This window comes from Arthrobacter sp. ov118, from assembly GCF_900116495.1.
Classification (GTDB): domain Bacteria; phylum Actinomycetota; class Actinomycetes; order Actinomycetales; family Micrococcaceae; genus Arthrobacter.
This window is the reverse complement of the sequence record NZ_FPAY01000010.1, coordinates 151,234-177,195: the sequence shown is the minus strand read 5'-3', so window position 1 is coordinate 177,195 and position 25,962 is coordinate 151,234. Positions and strand designations below refer to the sequence as shown.

At 66.8% G+C, this 25,962-nt stretch carries 22 protein-coding genes and 1 tRNA gene; 15 read left to right on the top strand and 8 right to left on the bottom strand.

Annotated elements, in window-relative coordinates:
* Positions 1–2: 2 nt before the first annotated feature.
* From BM372_RS17140 to BM372_RS17120, 5 genes are all read left to right on the top strand, one after another.
* Positions 3–1,112, top strand: coding sequence for a prephenate dehydrogenase (locus BM372_RS17140; RefSeq protein ID WP_090956656.1), 1,110 nt, complete (start codon positions 3–5; stop codon positions 1,110–1,112).
* Positions 1,112–1,870, top strand: coding sequence for a (d)CMP kinase (gene cmk, locus BM372_RS17135; RefSeq protein ID WP_090956655.1), 759 nt, complete (start codon positions 1,112–1,114; stop codon positions 1,868–1,870). Before BM372_RS17140 ends, cmk begins: the two co-directional genes overlap by 1 nt.
* A 115-nt stretch (positions 1,871–1,985) precedes the next feature.
* Positions 1,986–2,666, top strand: coding sequence for a lysophospholipid acyltransferase family protein (locus tag BM372_RS17130; protein ID WP_090956654.1), 681 nt, complete (start codon positions 1,986–1,988; stop codon positions 2,664–2,666).
* Positions 2,663–4,213: a ribosome biogenesis GTPase Der gene (gene der / locus BM372_RS17125; protein ID WP_090956653.1), complete on the top strand. Its 1,551-nt coding sequence runs from the start codon at positions 2,663–2,665 to the stop codon at positions 4,211–4,213. The genes BM372_RS17130 and der overlap by 4 nt, the downstream gene beginning before the upstream one ends.
* A 148-nt stretch (positions 4,214–4,361) precedes the next feature.
* Positions 4,362–4,438, top strand: a tRNA-Pro gene (locus BM372_RS17120).
* Between the two features lie 92 nt (positions 4,439–4,530).
* Here BM372_RS17120 and BM372_RS17115 read toward each other — a convergent pair.
* Complete coding sequence (locus tag BM372_RS17115; protein ID WP_090956652.1) at positions 4,531–5,400, bottom strand: Fpg/Nei family DNA glycosylase; 870 nt, start codon at positions 5,398–5,400, stop codon at positions 4,531–4,533.
* A 234-nt stretch (positions 5,401–5,634) separates the two neighbouring features.
* On the opposite strand from BM372_RS17115, the gene gcvH reads away from it, so the two are divergent.
* The 5 genes from gcvH (at position 5,635) to BM372_RS17090 (ending at position 8,772) form a co-directional block, all read left to right on the top strand.
* Positions 5,635–6,021, top strand: a complete 387-nt coding sequence (gene gcvH / locus BM372_RS17110; protein ID WP_090956651.1) for a glycine cleavage system protein GcvH — start codon at positions 5,635–5,637, stop codon at positions 6,019–6,021.
* Between the two features lie 173 nt (positions 6,022–6,194).
* Positions 6,195–6,671 (top strand): FHA domain-containing protein, encoded by a 477-nt coding sequence (locus BM372_RS17105; RefSeq protein WP_090956650.1) that lies wholly within the window; start codon positions 6,195–6,197, stop codon positions 6,669–6,671.
* A gap of 17 nt (positions 6,672–6,688) precedes the next feature.
* The gene (locus tag BM372_RS17100; protein ID WP_090956649.1) at positions 6,689–7,411 is read left to right on the top strand and encodes a transcriptional regulator FtsR; all 723 of its coding nucleotides are present in this window, start codon (positions 6,689–6,691) and stop codon (positions 7,409–7,411) included.
* Positions 7,411–7,914 carry a bifunctional nuclease family protein gene (locus BM372_RS17095; RefSeq protein WP_090956648.1) on the top strand — a complete coding sequence of 168 codons (504 nt, stop codon included), beginning with the start codon at positions 7,411–7,413 and terminating at the stop codon, positions 7,912–7,914. The genes BM372_RS17100 and BM372_RS17095 overlap by 1 nt, the downstream gene beginning before the upstream one ends.
* Before the next feature lie 261 nt (positions 7,915–8,175).
* On the top strand, positions 8,176–8,772 hold the full coding sequence (locus tag BM372_RS17090; protein ID WP_090956647.1) for a MerR family transcriptional regulator: 597 nt from the start codon (positions 8,176–8,178) through the stop codon (positions 8,770–8,772).
* Positions 8,773–8,920: 148 nt separating this feature from the next.
* Here BM372_RS17090 and BM372_RS17085 read toward each other — a convergent pair whose 3' ends face one another.
* A complete protein-coding gene (locus tag BM372_RS17085; protein WP_090956646.1) occupies positions 8,921–9,781 on the bottom strand; it encodes a ParA family protein in 861 nt (286 codons plus the stop codon).
* Positions 9,782–10,102: 321 nt separating this feature from the next.
* Between BM372_RS17085 and BM372_RS17080 the strand changes: the two genes are divergently transcribed.
* Positions 10,103–13,501, top strand: a complete 3,399-nt coding sequence (locus BM372_RS17080; protein WP_090956645.1) for a pyruvate carboxylase — start codon at positions 10,103–10,105, stop codon at positions 13,499–13,501.
* 125 nt (positions 13,502–13,626) lie between these two features.
* On the opposite strand, the gene BM372_RS17075 is transcribed toward BM372_RS17080, so the two are convergent.
* A complete protein-coding gene (locus BM372_RS17075; RefSeq protein ID WP_090956644.1) occupies positions 13,627–15,447 on the bottom strand; it encodes an AMP-dependent synthetase/ligase in 1,821 nt (606 codons plus the stop codon).
* Positions 15,448–15,676: 229 nt separating this feature from the next.
* Here BM372_RS17075 and BM372_RS17070 point away from each other — a divergent pair, with 229 nt between their 5' ends.
* Positions 15,677–16,768: an ROK family glucokinase gene (locus BM372_RS17070; RefSeq protein WP_090956643.1), complete on the top strand. Its 1,092-nt coding sequence runs from the start codon at positions 15,677–15,679 to the stop codon at positions 16,766–16,768.
* Positions 16,769–16,820: 52 nt separating this feature from the next.
* Here the strand turns inward: BM372_RS17070 and BM372_RS17065 are convergent, their stop codons facing one another.
* The 3 genes from BM372_RS17065 to BM372_RS17055 form a co-directional block, all read right to left on the bottom strand.
* Positions 16,821–17,474 carry a hypothetical protein gene (locus BM372_RS17065; RefSeq protein WP_090956687.1) on the bottom strand — a complete coding sequence of 218 codons (654 nt, stop codon included), beginning with the start codon at positions 17,472–17,474 and terminating at the stop codon, positions 16,821–16,823.
* Between the two features lie 79 nt (positions 17,475–17,553).
* Positions 17,554–18,363, bottom strand: a complete 810-nt coding sequence (locus tag BM372_RS17060; RefSeq protein ID WP_090956642.1) for an alpha/beta hydrolase — start codon at positions 18,361–18,363, stop codon at positions 17,554–17,556.
* A complete protein-coding gene (locus BM372_RS17055) occupies positions 18,360–19,160 on the bottom strand; it encodes an alpha/beta hydrolase (protein WP_090956641.1) in 801 nt (266 codons plus the stop codon). Before BM372_RS17055 ends, BM372_RS17060 begins: the two co-directional genes overlap by 4 nt.
* Before the next feature lie 114 nt (positions 19,161–19,274).
* On the opposite strand from BM372_RS17055, the gene BM372_RS17050 reads away from it, so the two are divergent.
* Positions 19,275–20,090: a lysophospholipid acyltransferase family protein gene (locus BM372_RS17050; protein ID WP_090956686.1), complete on the top strand. Its 816-nt coding sequence runs from the start codon at positions 19,275–19,277 to the stop codon at positions 20,088–20,090.
* A gap of 122 nt (positions 20,091–20,212) precedes the next feature.
* The gene (locus BM372_RS17045; protein WP_090956640.1) at positions 20,213–21,604 is read left to right on the top strand and encodes a class II 3-deoxy-7-phosphoheptulonate synthase; all 1,392 of its coding nucleotides are present in this window, start codon (positions 20,213–20,215) and stop codon (positions 21,602–21,604) included.
* A 92-nt stretch (positions 21,605–21,696) separates the two neighbouring features.
* On the opposite strand, the gene BM372_RS17040 is transcribed toward BM372_RS17045, so the two are convergent.
* Together BM372_RS17040 and BM372_RS17035 are read right to left on the bottom strand one after the other, a co-directional pair.
* Positions 21,697–23,844: a Stk1 family PASTA domain-containing Ser/Thr kinase gene (locus tag BM372_RS17040; protein WP_256214362.1), complete on the bottom strand. Its 2,148-nt coding sequence runs from the start codon at positions 23,842–23,844 to the stop codon at positions 21,697–21,699.
* 93 nt (positions 23,845–23,937) lie between these two features.
* Complete coding sequence (locus BM372_RS17035; protein WP_090956639.1) at positions 23,938–25,338, bottom strand: lytic transglycosylase domain-containing protein; 1,401 nt, start codon at positions 25,336–25,338, stop codon at positions 23,938–23,940.
* Positions 25,339–25,553: 215 nt separating this feature from the next.
* Between BM372_RS17035 and BM372_RS17030 the strand changes: the two genes are divergently transcribed.
* Positions 25,554–25,907, top strand: a complete 354-nt coding sequence (locus tag BM372_RS17030) for an Rv2175c family DNA-binding protein (RefSeq protein ID WP_090956638.1) — start codon at positions 25,554–25,556, stop codon at positions 25,905–25,907.
* Positions 25,908–25,962 lie beyond the last annotated feature (55 nt).

The window sequence follows — 25,962 nt, the reverse complement described above, 5'->3', positions numbered from 1 at the left end:
GCATGTCCGCCTTTCGCACGCACGGCCGCGGCCACCTGAACGGCCCGGTGGTCGTTGTGGGCGCCGGGCTTCTGGGCACCAGCATCGGGCTGGGGCTGCGGGGGCGCGGAGTCGCAGTGTTCCTCTCGGATCCCTCGCCCACCAACCAGGCCGTCGCCGTCGACATCGGCGCCGGTCTGCCGTTGGCGCGCCTCGAGGCAGAACAGCCGGAGCTCGTCGTGGTGGCTGCGCCGCCGGACGTCACGGCCGACGTCGTGGCCAAAGCGCTGCAGGACTACCCGGACGCCGTCGTGGTGGATATCGCGAGCGTGAAGGCAAACATTCTTGCCAACCTCCGCGGCCGCGGTGCTGACCTGGGCCGCTACGTGGGGACCCACCCGATGGCGGGGCGTGAGAAATCCGGCCCCGTCGCCGCCCGCGGCGAGCTGTTTACCTCCATGCCGTGGGTGGTGTGTCCCGCGGAAGAGACTCTGCCGGAGTCCCTGCGGGTGGCGCGCGCGCTGGCCGGTGACCTGGGCGCGGTCGTGTCCGAATTCGCTGCCGACGACCACGACCAAGCCGTGGCGTTGGTGTCCCACCTGCCCCAGGTGATGTCCTCCCTCGTGGCCAGCCGGTTGCAGGGCACGCCCCTGCACGCGCTGTCCCTTGCCGGCAACGGGCTGCGGGATGTCACCCGGATCGCCGCGAGCGACCCCACACTCTGGGTCCAGATCCTGGGCGCGAACGCGGACAAGGTGGTCGCGATCCTGCATGGCGTCCGCGAGGACCTCAACCGGCTGATCGGAACCCTGGAAGCCCCGACTGCTCCCGGCGCGCGGCTGGACCTGGCACAGCTGATCAGCGAAGGCAACGCCGGCCAGTCGCGGATTCCGGGCAAGCACGGTGGCCCCCCGCAGGCGTACTCGTGGCTGACCGTCCTGGTGGATGACACCCCCGGACAGATCGCGAAGCTCCTGACCGAGATCGGCGAGATCGGCGTCAACCTCGAGGACCTCCGCCTGGACCACTCCTCGGGACAAAACGTGGGCATGGTGGAGATTTCCGTCCTGCCCAACAAGCACGACCTCCTGATAGAAGCCCTTAACGACCGCGGATGGCAGGTACTCCAGTAATGACCCAGGAACTCATCGAGACAGTGAACGTGCTCCGCCCCGGAAAAAGCCTTGTGGTCGCCATCGACGGTCCCTCCGGCTCCGGCAAATCCAGCGTCAGCAAAGAGGTGGCCCGCCGGCTCAAACTGGCCTACCTTGACACAGGCGCGATGTACCGTGCCCTGACGTGGTTCTGCCTGCAGAACGGCACGGACCTGGACGACGGCGCCGCAGTCGAGACCGCTGCCGAGACCCTTCCGCTGGAGATCAGCACGAGCCCGGAGGACGAGTACGTCCGCGTCGGCGGCACGGACGTCACGCTCGCCATCCGCGAACCCTCGATTTCCGCCGCCGTCAGCGCCGTCGCCACCACCCTGGGCGCGCGCACGGAGCTCATCCGCCGGCAGCGCGAACTGATCGAGAAGCACCACCGCCGCATGGTGGTCGAGGGCCGGGACATCACCACCGTCGTCGTGCCCGCGGCGGAAGTCCGGATGCTGCTCACGGCCAGTGAAGAAGCTCGACTGCGCCGCCGCGGGATTCAGCTGGGCGGGAGCCAGAACGCCGAGCAGCTGGCGGCCCAGGTCACCCACCGCGACGCCAAAGACTCCACCGTGGTGAACTTCACCACGGCGGCCGACGGCGTGGTGACCCTGGACTCCTCTGAACTCGACTTCGACGGGACGGTCCAGGCCGCCCTCGACATCGTGGACACGGTGATCAACCATCCCGCACTCAAGCAAAGCAGCGCCCGCCACCGGGCCACCCAGGGTGACTGAGCCTAACGTGACTGAGCAAACGGTGACTGATGCCACAGTGACTTACAGCGCCGGCGCGACTGCGTCAGATCGGGGTTCGCTGCCGGGCCACCGGAGCACGGCGTGGAGCCGGCCTGTGGGGTGGCTCCTGGACCACGTCGTCTACCGCACCTCGGTGACCGGACGGTCAAACGTCCCGGCGACCGGTCCCGTGATCTTCGCCGGCAACCACATCAGTCTGCTCGACGGTCCCGTCATGTTTGGCGCCTCACCCCGGCCCATGCACATTCTCGTCAAACAGGAGATGTTCACCGGGTTCCTCGGAAAGGTACTCACGGCCTCTGGCCAGCTGCCGGTGGACCGCCGCGGCGGCCGTGCGACATTGACCGCGGCGCGGCGCCTGCTCGAAGCCGGACGGTGCGTCGGGATCCTGCCCGAAGGCACGCGGGGGAACGGCGCGGCGGCCGCGATCAGCAACGGCGTCGCCTGGCTGGCCCTGAACTCCGGCGCCACCGTGGTCCCCGTGGCCATCCTGGGCACCAGGATCAGCGGCGAACACCTGGACAGTGTTCCCGCACCCCGGCGGCGGCTGCACGTCAGCTTCGGCGGAGCCATCAACGTCAGCCGCAGGCCCGGTGAGACCGGCCGTGTTTCAATGGACAGGGCGGGAACAGAAATCCGGGCCGCGCTGGCGCGCCATGTCCAGGACTCAGTACTAAGAACCGGGCAGCCCCTGCCCCACGCGGAATCCCCGCACGAACGTCACGAAGCAGTAGCCGGGACGCCGGCAGATCACCACCTAAGGAAAGTGCAATGAGCGATACGACTCAAACCTCCGGCAATTTCAGCGCCGGCGAAGACGAATACACGCCCACCGGCACCGACCAGGTGGCTGAGCACCTCGCCGCATTGGACGACGAGGAAGCGGAGCTCCGCGCCGCCTCCCTCCGGGCAGGCCTGGACGACTACGAGCTCGACGAGGACGACGCCGCCCTGCTGAGCGGCCACTACGACGACGAGGACTTTGACGGTCCGGTCAAGCTGGATCCGGTCCTGGCTATCATCGGCCGGCCCAACGTGGGCAAGTCCACCCTGGTCAACAGGATTCTGGGCCGCCGCGAGGCAGTCGTCGAGGACACCCCCGGCGTCACCCGTGACCGCGTCATGTACTCGGCACACTGGAACGGCCGGAACTTCACGGTGGTGGACACCGGCGGCTGGGAGCACGACGCCCGAGGCATCCACGCCCGGGTCGCCGAGCAGGCCGAGATGGCAGTAGAACTCGCGGACGCCGTCCTGTTCGTCGTCGACTCCGCCGTCGGTGCAACCGCCACCGACGAAGGCGTCATGAAGATGCTGCGCAAGTCCAAGAAGCCGGTCATCATGGTGGCCAACAAGGTCGATGACTTCGCCCAGGAAGCTGACTCCGCCGTTCTCTGGGGCCTCGGCTTCGGCGAACCGTACCCAGTCTCGGCCCTCCACGGCCGCGGCGTGGCCGACCTTCTGGACCACGTCATGGACACGCTCCCGCAGTTTTCCACCATTGAAGGCCTTGAGCGTTCCGGCGGACCCCGCCGCGTCGCGCTGATCGGCCGGCCGAACGTCGGCAAGTCTTCGCTGCTGAACAAGCTGGCCGGGTCCGAGCGCGTGGTGGTGGACAACACCGCCGGCACCACCCGCGACCCGGTCGACGAATTCATCGAGCTCGGCGGCCGCACGTGGCGCTTCGTCGACACCGCCGGCATCCGCCGCCGCCAGCACATGGCCCAGGGCGCGGACTTCTACGCCTCCCTGCGTACGCAGAGCGCGCTCGAAAAGGCCGAGGTCGCCGTCGTGCTCCTCGCCGTGGACGAGGTGCTCAGCGAGCAGGATGTCCGCATCCTGCAGCTGGCCATTGAATCGGGCCGCGCCCTGGTGCTGGCCTTCAACAAATGGGACCTCCTCGACGACGAGCGCCGCCGCTACCTGGAACGCGAAATCGAGCAGGACCTCGCGCACGTTGCCTGGGCCCCCCGCGTCAACATCTCGGCCAAGACCGGCTGGCACAAGGACCGGCTGGTCCCGGCTCTCGATACCGCGCTGGAAAGCTGGGACAGGCGCATCCCCACCGGACGCCTCAACGCGTTCCTGGGCGAACTTGTGGCAGCCCACCCGCACCCGGTCCGCGGCGGCAAGCAGCCCCGCATCCTCTTCGGCACCCAGGCCTCGAGCCGGCCGCCGAAGTTCGTGCTCTTCACCACCGGATTCCTGGATCCGGGCTACCGCCGCTTCATCACCCGGCGCCTCCGCGAGACCTTCGGTTTCGAGGGCACGCCCATCGAAGTCAACATGCGTGTGCGCGAAAAGCGGGGGAAGAAGCGTTAATTCCGAAACACCCCGCCGTGACAGCATGAAAGTGTCACAGGAACCCTCCAGAATCGTGTAAGCTTTTGGAGGTGGTTCGGCCGGACTGCTTGGAAGGAAACCTGGAGAGATACCGGGGAGAATTCCTAGCGGAGAACGGCGGGACTAACGGGCTGTAGCGCAGCTTGGTAGCGCACTTGACTGGGGGTCAAGGGGTCGCAGGTTCAAATCCTGTCAGCCCGACCAACAGAAAGTACCCCGCCATTCCGGACAAGGGAATGGCGGGGTTTTCTGTTTCCTCCTGCACCGGTTTCCTCCTGCACAGGTCAAAAGCCCGCTTATTTCAGGAAGCGGGACGTCCGGCGGTCAGCCAGAATCTTTCCCTTCGTCTGGCAGGTCGGGCAGTACTGCAGGGCAGTGTCCGCGAAGGAAACCTCGCGAACCGTGTCACCGCACACCGGGCACTCCTCGCCGGTCCGGCCGTGGACCCGCATGTGGCTCCGCTTGGTGTCCTTGAGCTCATTCGGCGCTTTACCGCTGGCTTCCTGCAGGGCTGTCCCGAGAATGTCGTGGATGGAGTCATAAAGCAGCTGGACCGCCTCCCGGTCCAGTGACTTGGCGATGGCGAACGGTGAAATCCGGGCGGCATGCAGGATCTCGTCACTGTAGGCGTTTCCGATGCCGGCGACGACGCTTTGGCTTCGCAGGAGGCCCTTGACCTGTTGCGAACTGGACCCCAAGATTTCCGCCAGGGTATCGACGTCGAACCCCGCACTGAACGGGTCCGGTCCGAGCGCCGCGATCCCGGGAACGTCGGAAGGATCCCGGACCACATAGACCGCCATGCCCTTTTTCGTGCCCGCCTCTGTCAAATCCAAGCCGCGCGGGCCGGATCCGCCGGAGAAGGACAGCCGCGCCGCTATGTGGCCCTTGCCCATTTTCAGCCGGATGTCGTTGGGTGCATCGGTGAAGCGGACCCAGCCGGCCCTCGCCAGGTGGAAGACGAACGACACCCCGCCGGCGTCCACGCAGACGAACTTGCCGAAGCGGCGCACCCCGGTGACGGCCCGGTCCTCCAGCACGGAAAAGGGCGGATCCGCTGTTTTGAGCACCGCGAACGAGACGATCTGGACCTTCGTGACAACGGTCCCGATCAGCTGCTGGCCCAGGAAATCCGCCAGGGCCGCCACCTCCGGAAGTTCGGGCATTGCCTACCCCTTTCTGCTGCGGCGCATCGATTTTCTGCGATGCCGGCGGTGTTTTCGGGGGCGCCGGCGGGACCCCGGGCAGCGCCATTCCGGCCCCGGGCGTGCGCATTTTCCGTCATCGCATCATGATGCCAGAGTCCTCCCGGGCGCCTGCCGGATGTGCCTATACTTTTCAGCGGCGGGCAGTTCGTTTGGCCGCCGTTGACATTGGTGATTCCCGATGAAAGGCCCGTCATGAGCATCATTCCCGAAGAACTGTCCTACACCGCAGAACACGAATGGGTTTCGGCCCCCAATGCCGACGGCGTGGTCCGGGTCGGCATCACCGATTTTGCCCAGGACGCCCTCGGGGATGTCGTCTACGCCCAGATGCCCGAAATCGGGACAAACATCAAGGCCAACGACGTCGTCGGCGAGGTGGAATCAACGAAGAGTGTCAGCGACATCTACGCCCCCGTGGCGGGCGAAGTCGTGGCCCGCAACGAGGCCCTGGACACCGATTCGGCCCTGATTAATTCGGATCCTTACGGTGAGGGCTGGCTCATCGAAATCAGGCTCGCGGAAGCGGACGCCGTGGAGTCACTACTCAGTGCATCCGAGTATGAACAACAGGTAGGCTAAAGACAGAGGTCGTTCGGGCAGGGACGGTGGGGGAGTGTTGTTGGACAACGAGATGTTGGATGGCAAGACGTCGCCACACCCTGTCGAAAGCCTCGATACCGGGACTGCGAGGCTTTTCCGGACGGCATGCGTTGTTTGCAGGGGGGACACCTGCAACGAATGAGGAGGACTCAATGTTTGGGCACGAACGGAACCCCACCGGGCGCGGTAAGGATACAGGTGGAGTGAAGGCTTCGGAGACCACGTCGATCAACCTCACTCCGGTGCGCGACGAACCCCATTTCACCCCGAAGCTCACCTCCGAGGAATGGACGTCCGTGGAGGCCCTTCCCTTCGGATCGGCGCTGCTCGTGGCGCACAGCGGTCCTAACGCCGGCGCACGTTTCCTGCTGGACTCCGACGTCACGACGGCGGGCCGGCACCCGGACGCCGATATTTTCCTTGACGACGTCACCGTGTCCCGTAGGCACGTTGAGTTCCGCCGCACCGCGCGCAGCTTCGAGGTCGTGGACACCGGAAGCCTGAACGGCACCTACGTAAACCACGACCGCGTCGACGCCGTGGAACTAAAGTCCGGCAACGAAGTCCAGATCGGCAAGTTCCGCCTCACCTTCTACCTGAGCCCTGCCCGCGCAGCAGGCAACGTCTGATTGCGGGGTAGCTGCCTGTGGCCACGGCACAAGCGGATCGGCGCGGACCCCAGGTTCTGAACATCGGTGAGGTCCTCGCTCAGTTGAGTGATGACTTCCCGAGCATGACGGCGTCCAAAATCCGGTTCCTTGAGGAAAAAGGGCTGATCAACCCGCAGCGGACGCCCGCCGGCTACCGGCAGTATTCCGAGAACGACGTCGAACGGCTGCGTTTCGTACTGGCCCTCCAGCGGGACCAGTACCTGCCGTTGAAGGTCATCAAGGACTACCTGGACGCGATCGACCGCGGCGAACGGCCCGAGAACCTGCCGGCAGGCGTCACCGTTTCCCCGAGGATTGTCTCGGAGGAACTCGCCACAGAGCTCCAGAGCCGGGCCCGCCGGCTCAGCGAAGAGCAGCTGCGGGCGGAATCAGGGGCGAGCGTTTCGCTGCTGGAGTCGCTCCTGAGCTACGGTCTGATCGGTCACGTCAACGGCAAGTTCGACGAACACGCCCTGCAAGTAGCGCGGGCTTGCGTCCAGCTGGAGAGCCACGGCCTGGAGCCGCGCCACCTGCGGCCCTTCCAGGCGGCCGCCGACCGCGAATTTGGGCTCGTGGAACGCGCCGTGGCCACGCTGACCTCCCGCAAGGACGCCGCCTCCCATGCCCGGGCCGCCGAGGCTGCACGGGAAATCAGCGACCTCTGCCTGTCTCTGCATCAGGCACTGGTCCACGACCGCATCTCAAGAATGGACATCTGATGATTGAGGTGGAGATTGTGGGCGTGCGGATCGAGTTGCCATCCAACCAGCCGCTTGTCCTTCTCAAGGAATTCCATGGTGAGCGCCACGTACCGATCTGGATCGGCACCCCGGAAGCCAGCGCAATCGCGCTGGCCCAGCAGGGGGTTGTCCCGCCGCGACCGATGACCCATGACCTCCTGGTGGACGTCGTCGAGGCCCTGGGCCACACCATCGTCAGCGTCAATATCGTGGCGGTGGAAGACAACATCTTCTACGCCCAGCTGCAGTTCGAGAACGGCACCACCGTGAGCTCACGGGCCTCGGATGCGCTGGCGCTTGCCTTGCGCGCCAAGTGCCGGATCTGGTGCGCCGACGCCGTCATGGATGAGGCCGGCGTCCGGATCACCGAACACGACGAGGGCGAGGACACACACCCCGGTCCCGCCGTCGACGAGGAAGGCGAGATGCGCCGCTTCCGCGAGTTTCTCGACGACGTCGAACCTGAAGATTTCGCGGGCTGAGGGCCGTCGAACGTTAAACCCGAGAATGAAACTTTCGACACGCCCACCCAATAGGCCCAACGTCTTTGACCTTGGGCCCCGGCAGGCCTAACGTCGGAGGTACAAGTTCCCATTGCATACGGTAGCCGCGCAAGTCACACTGGAGAGTGCAGCCCGGCTGAATTACACGGATGGATTCTTCATTCTGTGTTCTGCAGCTGCTCACACACATTGCTGCCGATGCAATTTACTCAGGGGGAACTCACAACAAGGAGGGTCCACGTGAGTCCGAAAGGCGAAGCAGGCGAGCTCAAGCAGGCCATGACGGCCGGTGTTGCTCTGCCCGCCAGCGGTGCCCAAGGCCTGCTGTTCACCGAGGATCTTCCCGTTCTGGACGAAGACGCGGGTTACCGCGGCCCCACCGCCTGCAAGGCGGCCGGTATCACCTACCGCCAGCTCGACTACTGGGCGCGCACCGGACTTGTTGAACCCGCCGTCCGCGGCGCGGCCGGATCCGGCTCGCAGCGGCTCTATGGCTTCCGCGACATCCTGGTCCTCAAGGTGGTCAAGCGCCTCCTGGACACCGGAGTCTCCCTGCAGCAGATCCGCACCGCCGTCGAGCACCTGCGGGAGCGCGGCGTCGAAGACCTCGCGCAAATTACGCTCATGAGCGACGGCGCGAGTGTCTACGAGTGCACCTCGGCCGACGAAGTGATCGACCTCGTCCAGGGCGGCCAGGGGGTGTTCGGCATCGCCGTCGGCCGTGTTTGGCGTGAGGTTGAAGGTAGCCTCGCCGCCCTGCCCAGCGAACACGCCGCGGACCAGTCCTTTCCCGACGACGAACTGAGCAAGCGCCGCGCAGCCCGCAAGATCGGCTAGCACCAGCAACGCGATTTAAAACCGCAGCAACGCGGGGTCACTTAGCGCCTATTGGAACCCGAAAATTGGGCGCTAAGTGACCCCGCGTTGCTATTTGCGGGCGTTCAGGGTGCGGTGTTCAGGGTGCGGTGTTCAGTGTGTGCCGTGTTCAGCGCTGGCTGCGGTCGCGCACGGCGCCCGCGGCGGCGAGCCCGCGTGGGTGCAGCAGGTTCTGCAGCAGGGCATCGAAGAGACCCGCCGCGTTTTTGGCCGAGTCGCCCGGCCAGTGGTGGATGGAGTGGGCCGCGCCCTGGATCTGCTGCCAGTTGGCCTGCTCCGGGATGTGCGGGGTCAATAGCAGCTCACCGAACATGGACTCCATCTCCGCCAGGCGGAACGCGTGCTCGGCCGAGCCGCTGCGCACGCGGTTGGCCACGATGCCCGCGGGGGACAGCTTGGGTGCGAATTCCTGCCGAAACAGCTGGATGGCACGCATGGTGCGCTCGGTGCCGGCTACCGAGAAGAGGCCGGGTTCGGCCACCAGGGCCACCTTGTCGCTCGCGGACCAGGCCATTCTGGTGAGGCCGTTCAGTGACGGGGGGCAGTCGACCAAGACCAGTTCATAGTCCCCGGCGCCGGCCAGGACGGTTGAGAGCCGGCGGAGGTCGCGGCGGCCGAGGTCCGGCCGGTCGTAGATGCCGGTGTAGGCGGAGCCCACGGCAACATCAAGGACGTGCGGTGCCGAGCCATTCGCGCTGCCGCTGGCCGCGCCGTTGGCTCGGGCCTGACCCACCCAGCCGCTTGCCACCACATTGTCCGCCAGGTGTGCACGCCGGGGGGACCGGAGCATCCTGCCGATGTCGAGCTGGTCGTCCGGGCTGACGCCCAGGGCGGTGCTGGCATCTGCGTGCGGGTCAAGGTCGACGACGAGCGTGGGGATGCCTGCGGCCAATGCCGCCGACGCCAGTCCGGAAGTCACGGATGTCTTGCCGACACCGCCTTTAAGGCTGCTGATGCTCACTACTTGCACTTGAAAAACCAATACCTAACGCCGGTTGCCGAGACTGGGTCGTACCGGCTCCTGCGTTCTCCCGAGCCGGGGCGTGCATGCGCCACGCACCCACTCATCATATGTTGCTGCTCCGACGAATCCCGTTTCATCCGGCCCCGGGGCCGGATGAACCTGGCGAACGGGGCGCCGCAGGGCAATCGCCGAAGGATAAGGACCTGCCCATCGCGCCGTCCGTGACGGATAATGCTGTGACAGTCGCCACAATGATTTGTGTTTGCCCGCACGCGTCTTGGACACTGTGAGCACTTACCGATACGCCCGCGATGATGCAGGAGAAGTATGTTTTCCAAGATTCTGGTGGCCAACCGCGGCGAAATCGCGATTCGCGCGTTCCGCGCCGGCTACGAGCTAGGTGCCAAGACCGTCGCCGTGTTTCCCCACGAGGACCGCAACTCGATCCACCGCCAGAAGGCCGACGAGGCGTATCTGATCGGTGAAGAGGGGCACCCGGTCCGGGCCTACCTCGACGTCGACGAGGTGGTGCGCGTAGCCAAGGAAGCCGGAGCAGACGCCATCTACCCCGGGTACGGCTTCCTCTCCGAGAACCCGCGCCTCGCGCGGGCCGCTAAGGAGGCCGGCATTACGTTCGTCGGCCCGCCGGCGGAGGTCCTGGAACTTGCGGGCAATAAGGTTGCCGCCCTCGAGGCCGCCCGCAAGGCGGGTGTCCCGGTGCTTAAGTCCAGCCAGCCCTCGAAGGACCTGGACGAACTCATCGCCGCCGCGGACGAGATCGGCTTCCCGATCTTCGCCAAGGCCGTCGCCGGCGGCGGCGGCCGCGGCATGCGCCGGGTGGACACTCGCGAGGCGCTCCCGGAGGCGTTGCAGGCCGCCATGCGCGAAGCCGACGCGGCGTTCGGCGATCCCACCATGTTCCTCGAGCAGGCCGTCCTGCGCCCCCGGCACATCGAGGTCCAGATCCTGGCCGACGCCGAGGGCAACGTCATGCACCTCTTCGAGCGCGACTGCTCCATCCAGCGCCGCCACCAGAAGGTGATTGAGATCGCGCCGGCCCCAAACCTGGACGACAACATCCGGCAGGCGCTGTACCGCGACGCCGTGAAGTTCGCGCAGGCACTGAACTACGTCAACGCCGGAACGGTCGAATTCCTTGTCGACACGGTCGGGGAGCGCGCCGGCCAGCACGTGTTCATCGAAATGAACCCGCGCATCCAGGTTGAGCACACCGTCACCGAGGAAGTCACCGACGTCGACCTCGTCCAGGCGCAACTGCGCATCGCCGCCGGCGAGACCCTCGCGGACCTGGGCCTCTCGCAGGAGACCGTCCAGCTCAAGGGCGCTGCCCTGCAGTGCCGCATCACCACGGAAGACCCGGCCAACGGCTTCCGGCCCGACGTCGGCAAGATCACCGGCTACCGCTCGGCTGGCGGCGCCGGTGTCCGGCTCGACGGCGGCACCGTCTACTCGGGCGCGGAGATCAGCCCGCACTTCGACTCCATGCTGGTCAAGCTGACCTGCCGCGGCCGCGACTACCCGGCCGCCGTGGCCCGGGCCCGCCGCGCCCTCGCCGAGTTCCGTATCCGCGGCGTGTCCACCAACATCTCCTTCCTGCAGGCCGTCCTGGACGATCCGGACTTCGTTGCCGGGGATGTGGCCACCTCGTTCATCGACGAACGGCCCGAGCTGCTGAAGGCACGGGTCTCCGCAGACCGCGGCACCAAGCTGCTGACCTGGCTCGCCGAGGTCACTGTCAACAAGCCCAACGGCGAACTGAAAGTCCACACGGACCCGGCGGACAAGCTTCCAGCCCTTAGTGATGCTGCGGCCCGGCCGGGGTCGCGCCAGCGGCTCCTGGAGCTGGGCCCGGAGGGCTTCGCCAAGGCACTGCGCGAGCAGGACGCCGTGGCCGTCACGGACACCACGTTCCGCGACGCGCACCAGTCCCTGCTCGCCACCCGTGTGCGCACCCGCGACCTGGTCGCGGCCGGACCGGCGGTGTCCAAACTGCTCCCGGAGCTGCTGTCGGTGGAGGCCTGGGGCGGGGCGACCTACGACGTCGCCCTGCGCTTCCTCGGCGAAGACCCGTGGGACCGGCTGGCGGCACTGCGCAAGGCAATGCCGAACCTGTGCCTGCAGATGCTGCTCCGCGGCCGCAACACCGTGGGCTACACGCCCTACCCTGAAGAGGTCACGGTGGCGTTCGTCAACGAGGCAGCCGCCACGGGCATCGACATCTTCCGCATCTTCGACGCCCTCAACGACGTCAACCAGATGGCCCCGGCCATCCGCGCCGTCCGCGAGACCGGCACCGCCGTCGCCGAGGTCGCCCTCTGCTACACCGCGGACATGCTGGATCCGGAGGAAACCCTCTACACGCTGGACTACTACCTGGAGCTGGCGCAGAAGATCGTCGACGCCGGTGCGCACATCCTGGCGATCAAGGACATGGCCGGACTCCTCCGCCCCGCTGCCGCCGCACGCCTCGTGACGGCGCTGCGGGAGCGGTTCGACCTCCCCGTCCACCTGCACACCCACGACACTGCCGGCGGCCAGCTGGCCACGCTCCTCGCGGCCGTGGACGCCGGCGTCGACGCCGTCGATGTGGCCTCGGCCTCCCTGGCCGGAACCACCAGCCAGCCGTCGGCCTCCGCCCTCGTCGCCGCGCTGGCCCACACGCCGCGTGACACCGGGCTCAACCTCGCCAACGTCTGTGCACTCGAGCCCTATTGGGAGGCCGTCCGCCGGGTCTACGCCCCCTTCGAGTCCGGGCTGCCGGGCCCCACGGGCCGGGTCTACCAGCACGAGATCCCCGGCGGGCAGCTGTCCAACCTGCGCCAGCAGGCGATGGCGCTGGGCCTGGGCGAGCGTTTCGAGGCGATCGAGGACATGTACACCGCGGCGGACCGCATCCTCGGCCGTCTGGTCAAGGTGACGCCGTCGTCCAAGGTGGTGGGCGACCTCGCCCTGCACCTGGTGGGCCTCAACGCCGATCCCGCGGACTTCAACGAGAACCCGCAGAAATACGACGTCCCGGACTCCGTGATTGGCTTCCTCTCTGGCGAACTCGGCAACCCTCCCGGCGGCTGGCCCGAGCCCTTCCGCACCAAGGCCCTCCAGGGCCGCAACGTGAAGGTCCGTGACGCGGAGCTCAGTGCCGAGGACAGCGCCGCGCTGCAGGGGGACTCCAAGACCCGCCAGCGCACCCTCAACCGCCTGCTCTTCGCCGGCCCCACCAAGGACTACCAGAAGAGCGTCGAGACCTACGGCAACCTTTCAGTGCTGGACACCCGCGATTACCTCTTCGGGCTGCAGCGCGGTGCCGAGCACGAGATCGAGCTCGAGAAGGGCGTCCGTCTGATCGCCTCGCTCGAAGCCGTGTCCGAACCGGACGAAAAGGGCATGCGCACCGTCATGTGCACGCTCAACGGCCAGTCCCGGCCCGTGGTGGTCCGTGACCGTTCCGTGGTGAGCAACGTCAAGGCCGCCGAACGCGCCGATGCCTCCCAGCCGGGCCAGGTGGCCGCACCCTTCGCCGGCGCCGTCACGCTGACCGTCAAGGTCGGGGACACCGTCAAGGCCGGCGACACCGTGGCCACCATCGAGGCCATGAAGATGGAAGCATCCATTACGACGCCGGTGGCCGGCACGGTGGGCCGCCTCGCCGTCGGCGCGGTGGAACAGGTCCAGGGCGGAGACCTGCTGCTCGTAGTGGAGCAGTAGACCGCCCCGAACTACGAAGGGCTCCTCCGGCTACGGCTGGAGGAGCCCTTCGTTTTAACGCAACGCGGGGTCACTTACGGCCCAATAAAGGCCGCTTATGGGGCGCTAAGTGACCCCGCGTTGGGTCAGGCGTGGGTGGGGCGCTTGGCGCTGTACATCTCCTCGATCACGGTCTCGAAGTCCTTGAGCACCTGGGCCCGCTTCACTTTCATGGAGGGGGTCAGATGGCCGGAGGCCTCGGTGAAGTCGGCCGGCACGATCCGGAAGGACTTGATCGCCTCGGCCTGGGAGACGGTCTGGTTGGCACGGTTGATAAGCTCCTGGACCGCGGCCTTGACGGCCGGGTTGGCGGCGGCGTCGGTGAGCGACGTCGAGGCCGGGAGCCCGTGGCGGCCCAGCCAGCCGGGGAGGGCTTCCTCGTCGAGTGTGACCAGGGCGCCGATGAACGGGCGGTTGTCTCCGACGACGAGGACCTGCGAGACGAGCGCGTCGGCCCGGATCTGGTCCTCCAAAAGGGCCGGCACCACGTTCTTGCCGCCGGCCGTGACGATAATTTCCTTCTTGCGCCCGGTGATGGTCAGGAATCCCTGCTCATCCAGCTGGCCAATGTCGCCGGTGCGGAACCAGCCGTCGTCGAAGGCTTCGGCGGACAGGTCGTCGCGCCTGAAGTAGCCCCGCATGACGCAGACGCCCTTGGTGAGGATCTCGCCGTCGTCGGCGATTCGGACGGCGTTGCCGGGTATCGGTGCGCCCACGGTCCCGATCCTGATCAGGTCCGGGGTGTTGACGGAAACCGGCGCCGTGGTTTCGGTCAGCCCGTAGCCTTCCAAAATCTGCAGTCCGATGCCCTGGAAGAAGTGCCCGAGCCGTTCGCCGAGCGGGCCGCCGCCGGACACGGCATGGGAGACGTTCCCGCCCATGGCGTTCCGGAGCTTGCTGTAGACAAGCCTGTCGAACACGGAGTGCTTGAGCTTCAGGACCAGCCCGACCTTGCCCGACTGCCGGGCGCGGGAGTATTCGATCGCGGTGTCCGCGGCGCGGTGGAAGATGGCGCCCTTGCCGCCGTCCTCGGCCTTGGTCAGGGCGGAGTTGTAAACCTTTTCGAAGACCCGCGGGACGGCGAGGATGAAGGTCGGCCGGTAACTTTGCAGATCCGGCAGCAGATTCTTGACGTCCGGGGTGTGCGCCACGGTGACGCCGGCGGCGACCGCCAACACGGAGATAAAGCGCGCAAAGACGTGAGCCAGCGGCAGGAACATGATGGTTTTTGCCTGGTCATGGACCACCCTGCCCAGCGAGGTGGCCAAGGCGTTCTCGGACAATTCCACGAAGTTCCCGTGGGTCAGTTCGCAGCCCTTGGGCCGGCCCGTGGTGCCCGAGGTGTAGATGATCGTGGCGATGTCGCTCAGGGACGCCTGGCTGCGCCGTGCCTCGAGCTCGGCGTCGCTGATGCCGGTTCCAGCCGCGCGGACCTCGTCCAGGCCGCTGCCTTCGAGCTGCCAGACGTTCCGCAGGGCGGTGAGACCTTCGGAGGTGGCTGCCTGCCGAATCACGTCCTCGTGATGGGCGGATTCGCCGAAAGCGGCTACGGCGCCGGAGTCTCCGAGGTTCCAGGCCACCTGTGAAGGCGAGGAGGTCTCGTAGATCGGAACGGAGACGGCGCCGGCGAACCAGATGGCGAAGTCGATCAGGGCCCACTCGTAACGCGTGCGGGACATGATGCCCACGCGGTCGCCAGCGGCCACGCCGTTGGCCATGAGGCCCTTGGCAAGGGCACGGACGTCCGCCAGGAAAGCCCTGGCCCGGACGTCCTGCCACTGGCCCGCGGCGTCGAGCCGGGAGAACAGGGCAGGGTTGGCGGGCTTGGCCGCCTGGCGCACCACGAAGTCGGTGACGTTGGTGTCCGGATCAACCTTCACCAGGGGCGGGACAATGATTTCTCGCACGATAGCTCCTTTGGTATCCATAGGCACGCAACAGGTAGGCCTAAGCCTAGTCTGCCGCCCCGGGTGGTGTGTCCCGGGACACCTACTGGCCAGTAACATTACGTTCGGACGCGCCGTTCCGCCAGTCGTTGCCCCAGACTGCGCCAGTGTGGACGCCCGCGGCGCGCGGCCGTCATCCCGCGTGGCGTCCGGACTGGTAGATAGCGGCGCGTGAATAGAATGGGGAATCATGCAGACACCAACACCCGGCCGGCAGCCCGGCCTGCGCGGCCGCACCGCACCCTGGCGCAGCAGGACCCTGGCTGGAGCGGCTGCCAACGGCGCCGGCCACGATTTCCGCTCGCACTTGAGGCTGGGCCGCAAGGGCCTGGCGATCGGCGTCGATATCGGCGGGACGAAGGTAGCTGCCGGGGTCGTCGATGCCGAGGGGCGGATCCTCAGCCAGGCGAAGCGCTCCACTCCGGGCAACGACCCGCGAGCCGTGGAACAGGTCATTGTCGAACTCGTCGAAGAACTGGGTGCAGGGCACCGGATCTGGTCCGTGGGCATCGGCGCGGCCGGCTGGATGGATCTGGACGGCGCCACGGTGCTCTTCAGTCCGCATCTGGCCTGGCGCAATGAACCACTGCGCGCGAACCTGCAGCGATTGCTGCGCCGGCCCGTTTTGTTGACCAACGACGCCGATGCCGCTGCCTGGGCGGAATGGCGCTTCGGCGCCGGGCAGGGTCAGAGCCGGCTGGTCTGCATCACCTTGGGCACCGGGATCGGCGGCGCCATGGTGATGGACGGGCGCCTGGAACGCGGCCGCTTCGGTGTGGCGGGGGAGTTCGGGCACCAGATCATCATGCCCGGCGGCCACCGCTGCGAGTGCGGCAACCGGGGCTGCTGGGAGCAGTACGCCTCCGGCAATGCACTTGGCCGCGAGGCACGTGAGCTCGCTGCCGCCAATTCCCCGGTCGCCCAGGAGCTGCTGCGGGCCGTCGACGGAGACGTAGCCCGGATCACGGGCGTGACGGTGACGGAGCTGGCCGAAGCCGGTGACCCGACCTCCCGCGAGCTCATTGAGGACGTCGGGGAGTGGCTCGGCCTAGGACTGGCAAACCTTGCCGCGGCCCTGGATCCCGGGAAGTTTGTGATCGGCGGCGGACTTTGCGACGCCGGCGAGCTCCTCGTCGCGCCGGCCCGGAAGGCGTTCTCGCGGAACCTCACCGGCCGCGGCTTCCGCCCTGCAGCGGAGATTGATCTGGCGGCCCTTGGACCCAACGCCGGCCTGATCGGCGCCGCGGACCTCTCCCGGGTCAGCAGCCGCATGCACACGTAGGCAACTCTAGACGGAACAGCAGACGAACCCACCGCGGAGCGAACGGGGGAGCCTAGACGCGCGCACCGTCGTCGTTTTCGTCCTTCTCGCCCGGCAGTTTCATGATCAGGAACACCACCGAGGCCGCAAACGCGGCCACCATGCCAAGGATCGCCAGCAGCGGAGCCGAGCGCCAGAACATTGCCGAGAGGACGAGCGCCACAGGCCCGCCCACGGCACCGATCCAGGCAAGGACGGTCAGCGGATCTGCTCCCGCCAGACTGGGCGGGACCTCCGGGACGAAGGCACCGTCGTCGTCCTCAGGCTCGTAGTCGCGCGGGCCAGAGGCCGAGTCCGGTCCCTCGTCCCCGGCCACGGCACCAGGTTCCCCGCCGGCCTGCCGCAGCCGTTCCGCGGCGGAAGGTTCCTTGGGGGCGGCGCCAGCGAGACCCAGCGGGTCAAAGTCACGGAACGTCCTGGCAGTTGAGGCGGTCCCGCCGGCCCTGTCGGCGCCGCCGGCGCTGTCTGTTCCGGTGCTGTCTTTACCGCTGTTGCTTCTACCGCTGCTGTCCGTTTCGCCGCCCGCAGGGCCGTGCTCGTCCGGCCAGCCGGGCGCGGCCTCGTCCGTGCCGTCCCCGACGCCCTGAAGCCTGGCGACGAGATCCAGCCAGACGGCGTCGTCATCGGTTGCGCCGTCATTGGTTGGACGCGCGCCCGAAGCGTCCATGTCAGCGTCCGTGTCCGGGGCGCGGGTGTCTGCTGGATCCGGGTCCGGAGTTTCCGGATCGGGGACGTCGGGGTCCGGCTTAGTCATTGGCCGTGTCCTTCCGGGTGGCGCTGGCGGAGTCCGAGTCCGAACTGACAGAGGTCGTCACGGACCGGACGAATTCGGCCGTGCCGCGGAAGATTTCGGGCGCGTCGTTGTCCATCGTAGCTACGTGGTAGCTGTTTTCCAGCTGGACCACCTCGAGCGGGGAATGGGTCAGCCCGCGTCGCAGCGCTCTCATGCTGGACTCGGAAACCACGTGGTCCACGGTGGAACGGTAGACCCGGACGGGTGCCGTGATGCGCGGCAGCAGTCTCACGGTGTCCTTGAACATCTTGTTGAGTTCGTGCGCTGCCGCCACCGGTGTCCGCGGATAGGCGCACTCATCCGCGTCAGGTTTGAGGATGTCATTGGCGATCGCGGGCGTGCTCTTGAGGACAAACCTCAAGTAACCGGCCATGGGGGCGCGGCGGTCATCGATGACGAGTCCGGGGTTCACTGCGACAACCCCCGCAACGGGGCGGGTGGCGGCAATTCGCAGCGCCAGGGCCCCGCCCATGGACAGTCCCGCCATGACCACGACTTCGCATTCTTCCGCCAGCTCAAGGTACGCCGCGTCTACCGCGCCGTGCCAGTCCTGCCAGCGGGTCCTGGCCAGATCCTGCCAGCTCGTTCCGTGTCCGGGCAGCAGGGGCAGCCGGACGGCGAATCCGGCGCCAGCCAGGGACTGCGCCCAGTCCCGCACGCCGTGCGGGCTGCCGGTGAAACCGTGGCACACCACGACGCCGGCCCGGGGACCGGTGCCAGTGAACGGGCTGCTGAACGGCGAATGGTCCGGGAGGATGTTCATGGGTTCTCCGAGGTGGCTGCGGGCGGCGTGGTGGAGCGGGCGTGCTGAAGGAAGAATCGGGCTGATTCCTCAAAGAGTAGCGGCGCATCAACGTCCAGGGTTGCAACATGACCGCTGCCCGGGAGGCGGACCACGCTGAGGTCCCGGGACCCGAGGCGCCTGCGCAGCAGTTCGAGGGACGACGGCGGCACCACGGCGTCGGTATCGGACTTGAAGACCAGGACGGGGCACCGGACGGCCGGAAGCTGGCGGAGCGTCGCGGAGAACAACCGGCTCAACTGGTGGACGGCCGCCAGCGGCGTCACGGAGTAGTCGCCGTCGTCGGTGGCGGACGCCGTGGAATTTTCCTCTTGAAGCGGCGGCGTGGTCCGTTGGAAGTACTTGAGCAGTCCGACAATCCTGACCCTGCGGTCGTAAAAGCTCAGTCCGGGATTGACCGCGGCCACTCCGGCGACCGTGTGGCGGGCTGCGGTACGCAGGGCGATCGTGCCGCCCATGGAGAGGCCCGCGACATAGCAGTCGCTGGTGCGGGCGGCCAGGTCCAGGTAGGCCGTTTCAAAGCCCCTGTACCAGTCGTGCCAGTTCTGCCGGGCCAGGTCCCGCCAGTGGGTGCCGTGCCCGGGCAGCAGCGGGACCGACACCGCGAACCCCTCGGCGGCGAGGTGCTCGGCCCATGGCAGGATGCTGTGGGGGCTGCCGGTAAAGCCGTGGCAGATGGCCACGCCGATCCGGGCTTTGGGGCCGTGGCCGGGGTAGCTGAAAGCGGCCGGCGCCGGGAACATGCTGCTTTCAGTCATGAGCCCATCGTGTCACCCTTGGCGGCAAAACTCACTAGAGTAAGGTGTCCATTGAAGTCCTGGCCGGACCCGATTCGGGCGGCCGGCCAGACGCTTTCCGGAGAGGTCGCCAAGTTGTTCTATTGGTTCGTCAAGACATTTGTCCTGGGCCCGGTTCTTAGGCTGCTGTTCCGGCCCTGGGTCAAGGGCCTCGACAACGTTCCGGCCGAAGGCGCCGCCATCCTGGCCTCGAACCACCTCTCCTTCTCGGATTCCATTTTCATGCCCGTCATGGTGCCGCGGCCGGTCGTGTTCCTGGCGAAAGCCGAATACTTCACCGGCACCGGGATCAAGGGCAAGCTGACCGCGGCCTTCTTCCGGCTCACCAACCAGCTCCCCATGGACAGGTCCGGGGGTGCCGCGTCCGCGCTGTCCCTCAACGCCGGCATGGACGTCCTCAGGAACGGTTCCCTCCTGGGCATCTATCCCGAGGGCACCCGCAGCCCCGACGGGCACCTCTACCGGGGCAAGGTCGGCGTTGCCCGCCTCGCGCTGCAGGCCCGGGTCCCCGTCATCCCCGTGGCGATGATCGGAACTGACAAGGTCCAGCCGATCGGCAAGCGCGTGCCCAACATTCGGCGCATCGGCATGATCTTCGGCGAGCCGCTGGACTTCAGCCGGTATTACGGGATGGAAGACGACAGGCTGATCCAGCGTTCGGTGACCGACGAGATCATGTACGAGCTCATGCGGCTGTCCGGGCAGGAATACGTGGACGAGTACGCCGCTGTCGTGAAGCTCCGTCTGGCCCGTAAAACGCAGGATGCAACCGCGGACCTGGCCCGGGAGGCAGCTGCAGCCACGGCTTCAGAAACAGCAGAAGAACCGTCCCCGGACCGCGGCGCGACGGCGGCGGGGGAGGACGAACCGGAAGCCCCCGGCTCGGCGTGAGCGCTGGGCGCTGGCGTCCCGCCAGCCGTCTTGGCAGCTTGGCCTGGCGCCATGTGACGCTACCGCGGCTGTCAATGACAGGCGGGGCCGCCGAACACCCTCGGGACAACTATCCTTAGAGGGTGACCCAGCTATCTGAGAAACCAGTTTCCCCGCTGACCAGCACCGCCCAAAGCGGAGCCGCCAACTATCCCGGACTGGACAACTGGCGGGATCTGCCGGCCTCGCAGCAGCCCACGTGGTCGGACCCGGCTGTTTTCAAGGCGTCCGTCAAGGAACTCTCCGTCCTCCCGCCCCTGGTGTTTGCCGGCGAAGTGGACATCCTCCGCGAACGGCTTGCCGCCGCCGCGCAGGGCAAGGCCTTCCTGCTTCAGGGCGGGGACTGCGCCGAGACCTTCGAGGCGGCGACGGCGGACAAGATCAGTGCCCGCGTCCGGACCATCCTGCAGATGGCCGTAGTGCTCACGTACGGTGCGGCCATGCCGGTCATCAAGATGGGCCGCATGGCTGGCCAGTTCGCCAAGCCCCGCTCCTCCAACGATGAAACCCGCGACGGCGTTACCCTCCCGGCCTACCGCGGCGACATCGTCAACGGCTACGACTTCACCCCCGACTCCCGCGCGCATGATGCCGGCCGGATGCTCAGGGCCTACCACACCTCGGCCTCCACGCTGAACCTGATCCGTGCGTTCACGCAAGGCGGCTTCGCGGACTTGCGCCTGGTGCACCAGTGGAACAAAGGCTTCACCGAGAACCCGGCCCACGCCCGCTACGAGTCGCTGGCCCGGGACATCGACCGCGCCATCAAATTCATGGACTCCTGCGGCGCCGACTTTGAAGCGCTCAAGCGCGTGGAGTTCTACGCGAGCCACGAGGCCCTGCTGCTAGATTACGAGCGCGCCCTGACCCGCATCGACTCGCGCACCGGACTGCCGTATGACACTTCCGCACACTTCCTGTGGATCGGGGAGCGCACCCGCGAACTGGATAACGCGCACGTTGATTTCCTATCCCGGGTCCGCAATCCCATCGGCGTAAAGCTTGGCCCGTCGACGAGCGGCGACGACGCCCTGCGGCTGATCGACAAGCTGGATCCGGACCGGGAGCCGGGCCGGCTGACCTTCATCACCCGCATGGGCGCCGGTAACATCCGCGAAAAGCTCCCGGCGGTCGTCGAGCGCGTCACCGCCTCAGGTGCGCAGGTCCTGTGGGTCACCGACCCCATGCACGGCAACACGGTCACCTCGCCCAACGGCTACAAGACCCGCAACTTCGACGACGTCATCGACGAAGTGCGCGGATTCTTTGAGGTCCACCACGCGCTCGGCACCGTTCCCGGCGGCCTGCACGTGGAGATGACGGGTGACGACGTCGCCGAATGCCTCGGCGGAGCCGACCCGATCGACCAGGAAGCGTTCCTGGACCGGTATGAGTCAGTCTGCGATCCGCGCCTGAACCACATGCAGTCCCTGGAGATGGCGTTCCTGGTGGCAGGCGCGCTCGCCAAGCGCTGACGCGCTGCCGCCCGCACTGACACCTGACAAAGAAGCTCCGCCCGGCTGCACCAGCCGGGCGGAGCTTCTTTGTGCGGTGAGACCGACGACGCTCAGACTACGGTCAGTGTGATGGTCGAACCTTCCGGGACTTTCGTGTTGACGGGGTCCTGGGCGCGGACTGTGCCGAAGAATCCGCCCAGGATTTCATCGATCTGGACCTTGAATCCGAGCTTTTCAAGGGCATCTTGGGCTTCTGTGGCCTGCTTCCCGATGAAGCTCGGGACGTCCACGAGCTTCGGGCCATCGGAAATGGTCAGCGTCACGGCTCCGCCCTTGGTCAGGTTGCCGGAGGCCGGATCCTGGGCAACCACTGAACCCTTGGGGACCTTCCGGTCATTGACCCGCTCCGGGGCGACGACGGCCTTCAGTCCTGCCGCCTCGAGGGCGCTCACGGCGGCATCCTGCTCCTGGCCCCGGACATCCGGAACCGGGATGGGCTGTGGACCCTTAGACACGGTCAGGGCCACCGGCGTCCCGTGCCTGACCGGGTTGCCGCTGCCCGGCGCCTGGGCCAGAACTGTCCCGGCAGGGGCCGTCTCATCGAACTTCTCGGTGATCGGGCCGAGGGCCATGTGGGCGCCGTTGAGGGTTGTCTTGGCCTCGTCCAGGGATTTGCCGGTGAGCTCTGCCAGCGGGAACAATTCCGGGCCCTTGGAAACGGCGAGGGACACAGGCTGGAATTTCCGAATGACCTCGCCGGCTTTGGGCTCGGAACTGACCACCAGGCCGGGCGAGACGTCGTCGTTGAAGACGTCTTTGACGGTGGACTGGAACCCGGCAGTGCGCAGCAGGTCCTGAGCCTGTGCAACGGTCTTGTTGGCCACGGGGGGAATCGTCCCCGGCGAACCGGGACCCATGCCAAAGAACCAGCCGGCGGCGGCGGCGAGCAGCGCCGCGACCACCAGCAGGACAATCCACAGCAGCCCGCGGCGTCGGGGGTTTCCTTCGTGCAGCGTCTTGGTGGGCGTGGCCGCAGCGCGCTGGCGCGCCTTGACTTCGTCCTTCTCCAGCTTGCGCTGAACGCGCTTGCTGGGCGCCGTTGCAACGTCCTGCGGCGCGCCATACCCGGGGCCGTCCTGGTACGCCGACTCCTCCGGAGGGGACAACGGCCCGTAAGCGGGACGCCGCGGGGCGTTGCTCATCACGGTGGTCGGGTTGCCGCTGTGGCGGGAGATCATCTCCGTGGGCTGCTGGAGGCCGCCATAGACTTCGGTTGGCATCCCGTCAGGGGGCTGCTTGTATGCAGTCTCCTGCGCGTCCGGCGCCGGAGCGGTACCGCCGGGCTGTCTGGCGGGCGGGGCGGCTGGCGGCAGGATGCTGCGGATGGCCGCCGGCGGCTGGAGGTCAAGCTCGGCGTCGCTGAGGTTTGTCCTGATATGACGGAGTTCGGACAACAGGGCACCGCCGTCGACGGGGCGCTTGTCCGGGTCCCTGTCGGTGCACCACTGGACGAGTTCGTCGATCTCCGCGGCCAGTCCGGGCACGTGCGCGGACGGAGGCCCCACGGTGGAGTTGACGTGCTGGTAGGCGACCTGGATGGGCACCTCACCGTCGAACGGCTGCCGGCCGGTGATCATTTCGTAGAGCATGATCCCTACCGAGTAGATGTCGCTGCGGGCGTCCGCCTGCTTGCCCAGGACAAGCTCGGGGGAGAGGTAGGCGACAGTCCCGATCAGGGCCCCGGTGCTCGTGGACGTCGAGATGGCGCGCGCCAGGCCGAAGTCGCCGAGCTTGATCCGGCCGTCGTCGGCGATCAGGACGTTTTCCGGCTTGATGTCGCGGTGGATCATTCCAGCAGCGTGTGCGGCCCCGAGCCCCTCGACGACGGGATCGATCAGGGCCAGGGCCAGCCTCGGTGACAGGGCGCCCTTCTCTTTGAGGACGTCGCGCAGCGTGTGGCCCTTGATGAACTCCATGACGAGGTACGCGAGCCGGCCGTCCTCGCCCTGGTCCAGGACACCCACCACGTGGGGGTGGGAGAGCCGGGCGGCAGCTTTGGCTTCGCGTCCCAGCCGGTGCAGGAACTGAGGATCGTCGGCCAGGTGGGGGTGCAGCACTTTTAGTGCCACATCGCGCTCCAAACGCTGGTCCGTGGCGAGGTACACGGTGGACATGCCGCCGCGGGCAAGCCTGGATTGAACCTGGTAGCGGTTATCCACCAGGTTCCCGACGAGAGTGTCCGACACGTATTCTTGCACCCTACAATCGTAGTCGTTGGACAGAAACGGGCCCGGATCAACATGCGATCCGGGCCCGCAGCGTCAAACGCCGTGGTCAAGCGCCGTGCGTGCCTACCTGAACAGCGTCCGGTTGGCCTTGATGGCGGCGACATACCCCTTGGTGTCCTCGAACATGCCGTTCTGGCTAACCGAGTACTGACCCTGGTAATAGCCGGCGATCGCAGTATCCAGATCCGGGCTCGAATTGACCAGCTGGCGGATGATGGCGATTCCTGCAGTGGCGTTGTCATACGGATCCAGCAGGTTCAGTTTCCGCCCGACCAGGTCCGAGGCCCACTGGCCGGAGGACGGGATGACCTGCATGGTGCCGATCGCGTTGGCAGGGGACACCGCTCGCTGGCTGAAGCCCGATTCCTGATACGCGAAGGCGAGGGCCAGGCTGGCGTCCACGCCCATGCGCCGCGCAGTGTCCGCCACGATCGATTTCATCTGTTCGCGGCTGGGGACCGGAGAAGCGTTGAGCAGTGCCTTGTTCTGGTTCGCCGAGCTCACTACGGCCGCCGGGTAAGTGAACCCGAGGAACGTGCTGGGCACCAGCGGCGTGGTTGCGGCAGGCTTGCTCGAAGCCGGTGCGATCGTGGACGCGCCGGGAATAACGAGCTTCTGACCCGGATAGATAATGCTCGACATCGTCAGCCGGTTGGCGGAGAGGACGTCCGAGAGTCGAACGCCGTTCCTGGCGGCAATGCCGGAGAGGGTATCGCCGGCCTTGATCGTGTAGGAACCGGAGCTGGCCGATGTGGTGGCGGGTGCCGACGGGGTTGCGGCGGGCGCCGACGGGGCAGTCTTGGAAGGGGTAGTGGCAGTGGAACCGCCGCCGAGCTTGATCTTCTGGCCGGGGTAGATGATGGAGCCCATGCCGAGCCCGTTCCACTTGAAGATCTGGGAAAGGCCAACGCCGTGGCGGGCAGCGATGGCACTGAGGGTGTCGCCGGCCTTGACGATGTGCACGCTGCCGGTGCCGGAGGCGGCAGTGGCCGGTTTGACGGTGGCTGAGGCGGATGCTGTGGGTGCCGGCGCCGCCTTCGAACCCGTCAGCTTGATCTTCTGGCCGGGGTAGATGATCGTGTTCGCCTGCAGATTGTTCAGCTTGAGCACGGCGTAGGTGTCCAGGCCATAGCGGCCGGCGACGGCGCTGATGGTGTCACCGCGGGCAATCGTGTACTCGGCCGGAGCCGCCGTCCGGGTTGGGCGCAGGGCGTTGGGCAGCGCTGCCGGGACAGAAGCGGCGGGGATCACCGCACCCTTGAGGGACGTCGCCACGTCCGCCTTAGCCTGGGCGCGCATCGCGGCCGCGAGGGTGGCCGGGACGGCACGCGCACGGGGCTCCGCAGCGGCAGGCTGGGCAACCGCCAGGGAGGAAAGCACGACGGCAGGCAGCGCCGCTGTTGTCGCCGCGATCAGCGGCAGGCTGGGCCTCGGGTGGTGCTGTGACGCACGTGAGGTTGTCATTGAAAGATCCTCTTCTCAGCGGCAACGCTGTGGTCAGCCGGTACAAGTGTTGTTACCAGTGTGACAAAAGTTATTGCTGTTACAAATGTGATCTATGTGAATCTCTCACGAATTTCCGGTTAGCACAAGAACTGTTTGATATTCCGAAACCCGCGACCCGGCGGAGTGTCGGCACCGACTAGGCGACGGGGCACCCACCGTGGCAATCTTTATCCGTGAGTAATGTAGAAAACCTCGTGGGCGAATGGCTGCCCCTGCCCGATGTGGCACAGCTTCTTAATGTGTCTATTACCAAAGTCCATGCACTTCTGGACGAGCGTGCGCTGGCGGCCATAAGAATCGGAGACCGGCGCATCCGGTCCGTGCCGGCGGCATTCATCCAGGACGGCCACGCAGTGGAAAGCCTGAAAGGCACCATTGTTGTCCTCTCTGACGCCGGCTACTCGGACGAGGATCTGATCAACTGGCTCTTCACCCCGGACGAGTCACTGCGCGGGCGGCCGATCGACGCCCTCCGCGAAGGCCGCAAGACCGAAATCCGCCGCCGGGCACAGTCCCTGGCCTGGTAGGAGCGCCGCGGCAGCAGACAAAAACAGTATTAAAGAAACTTACCGCGGGCCGTGT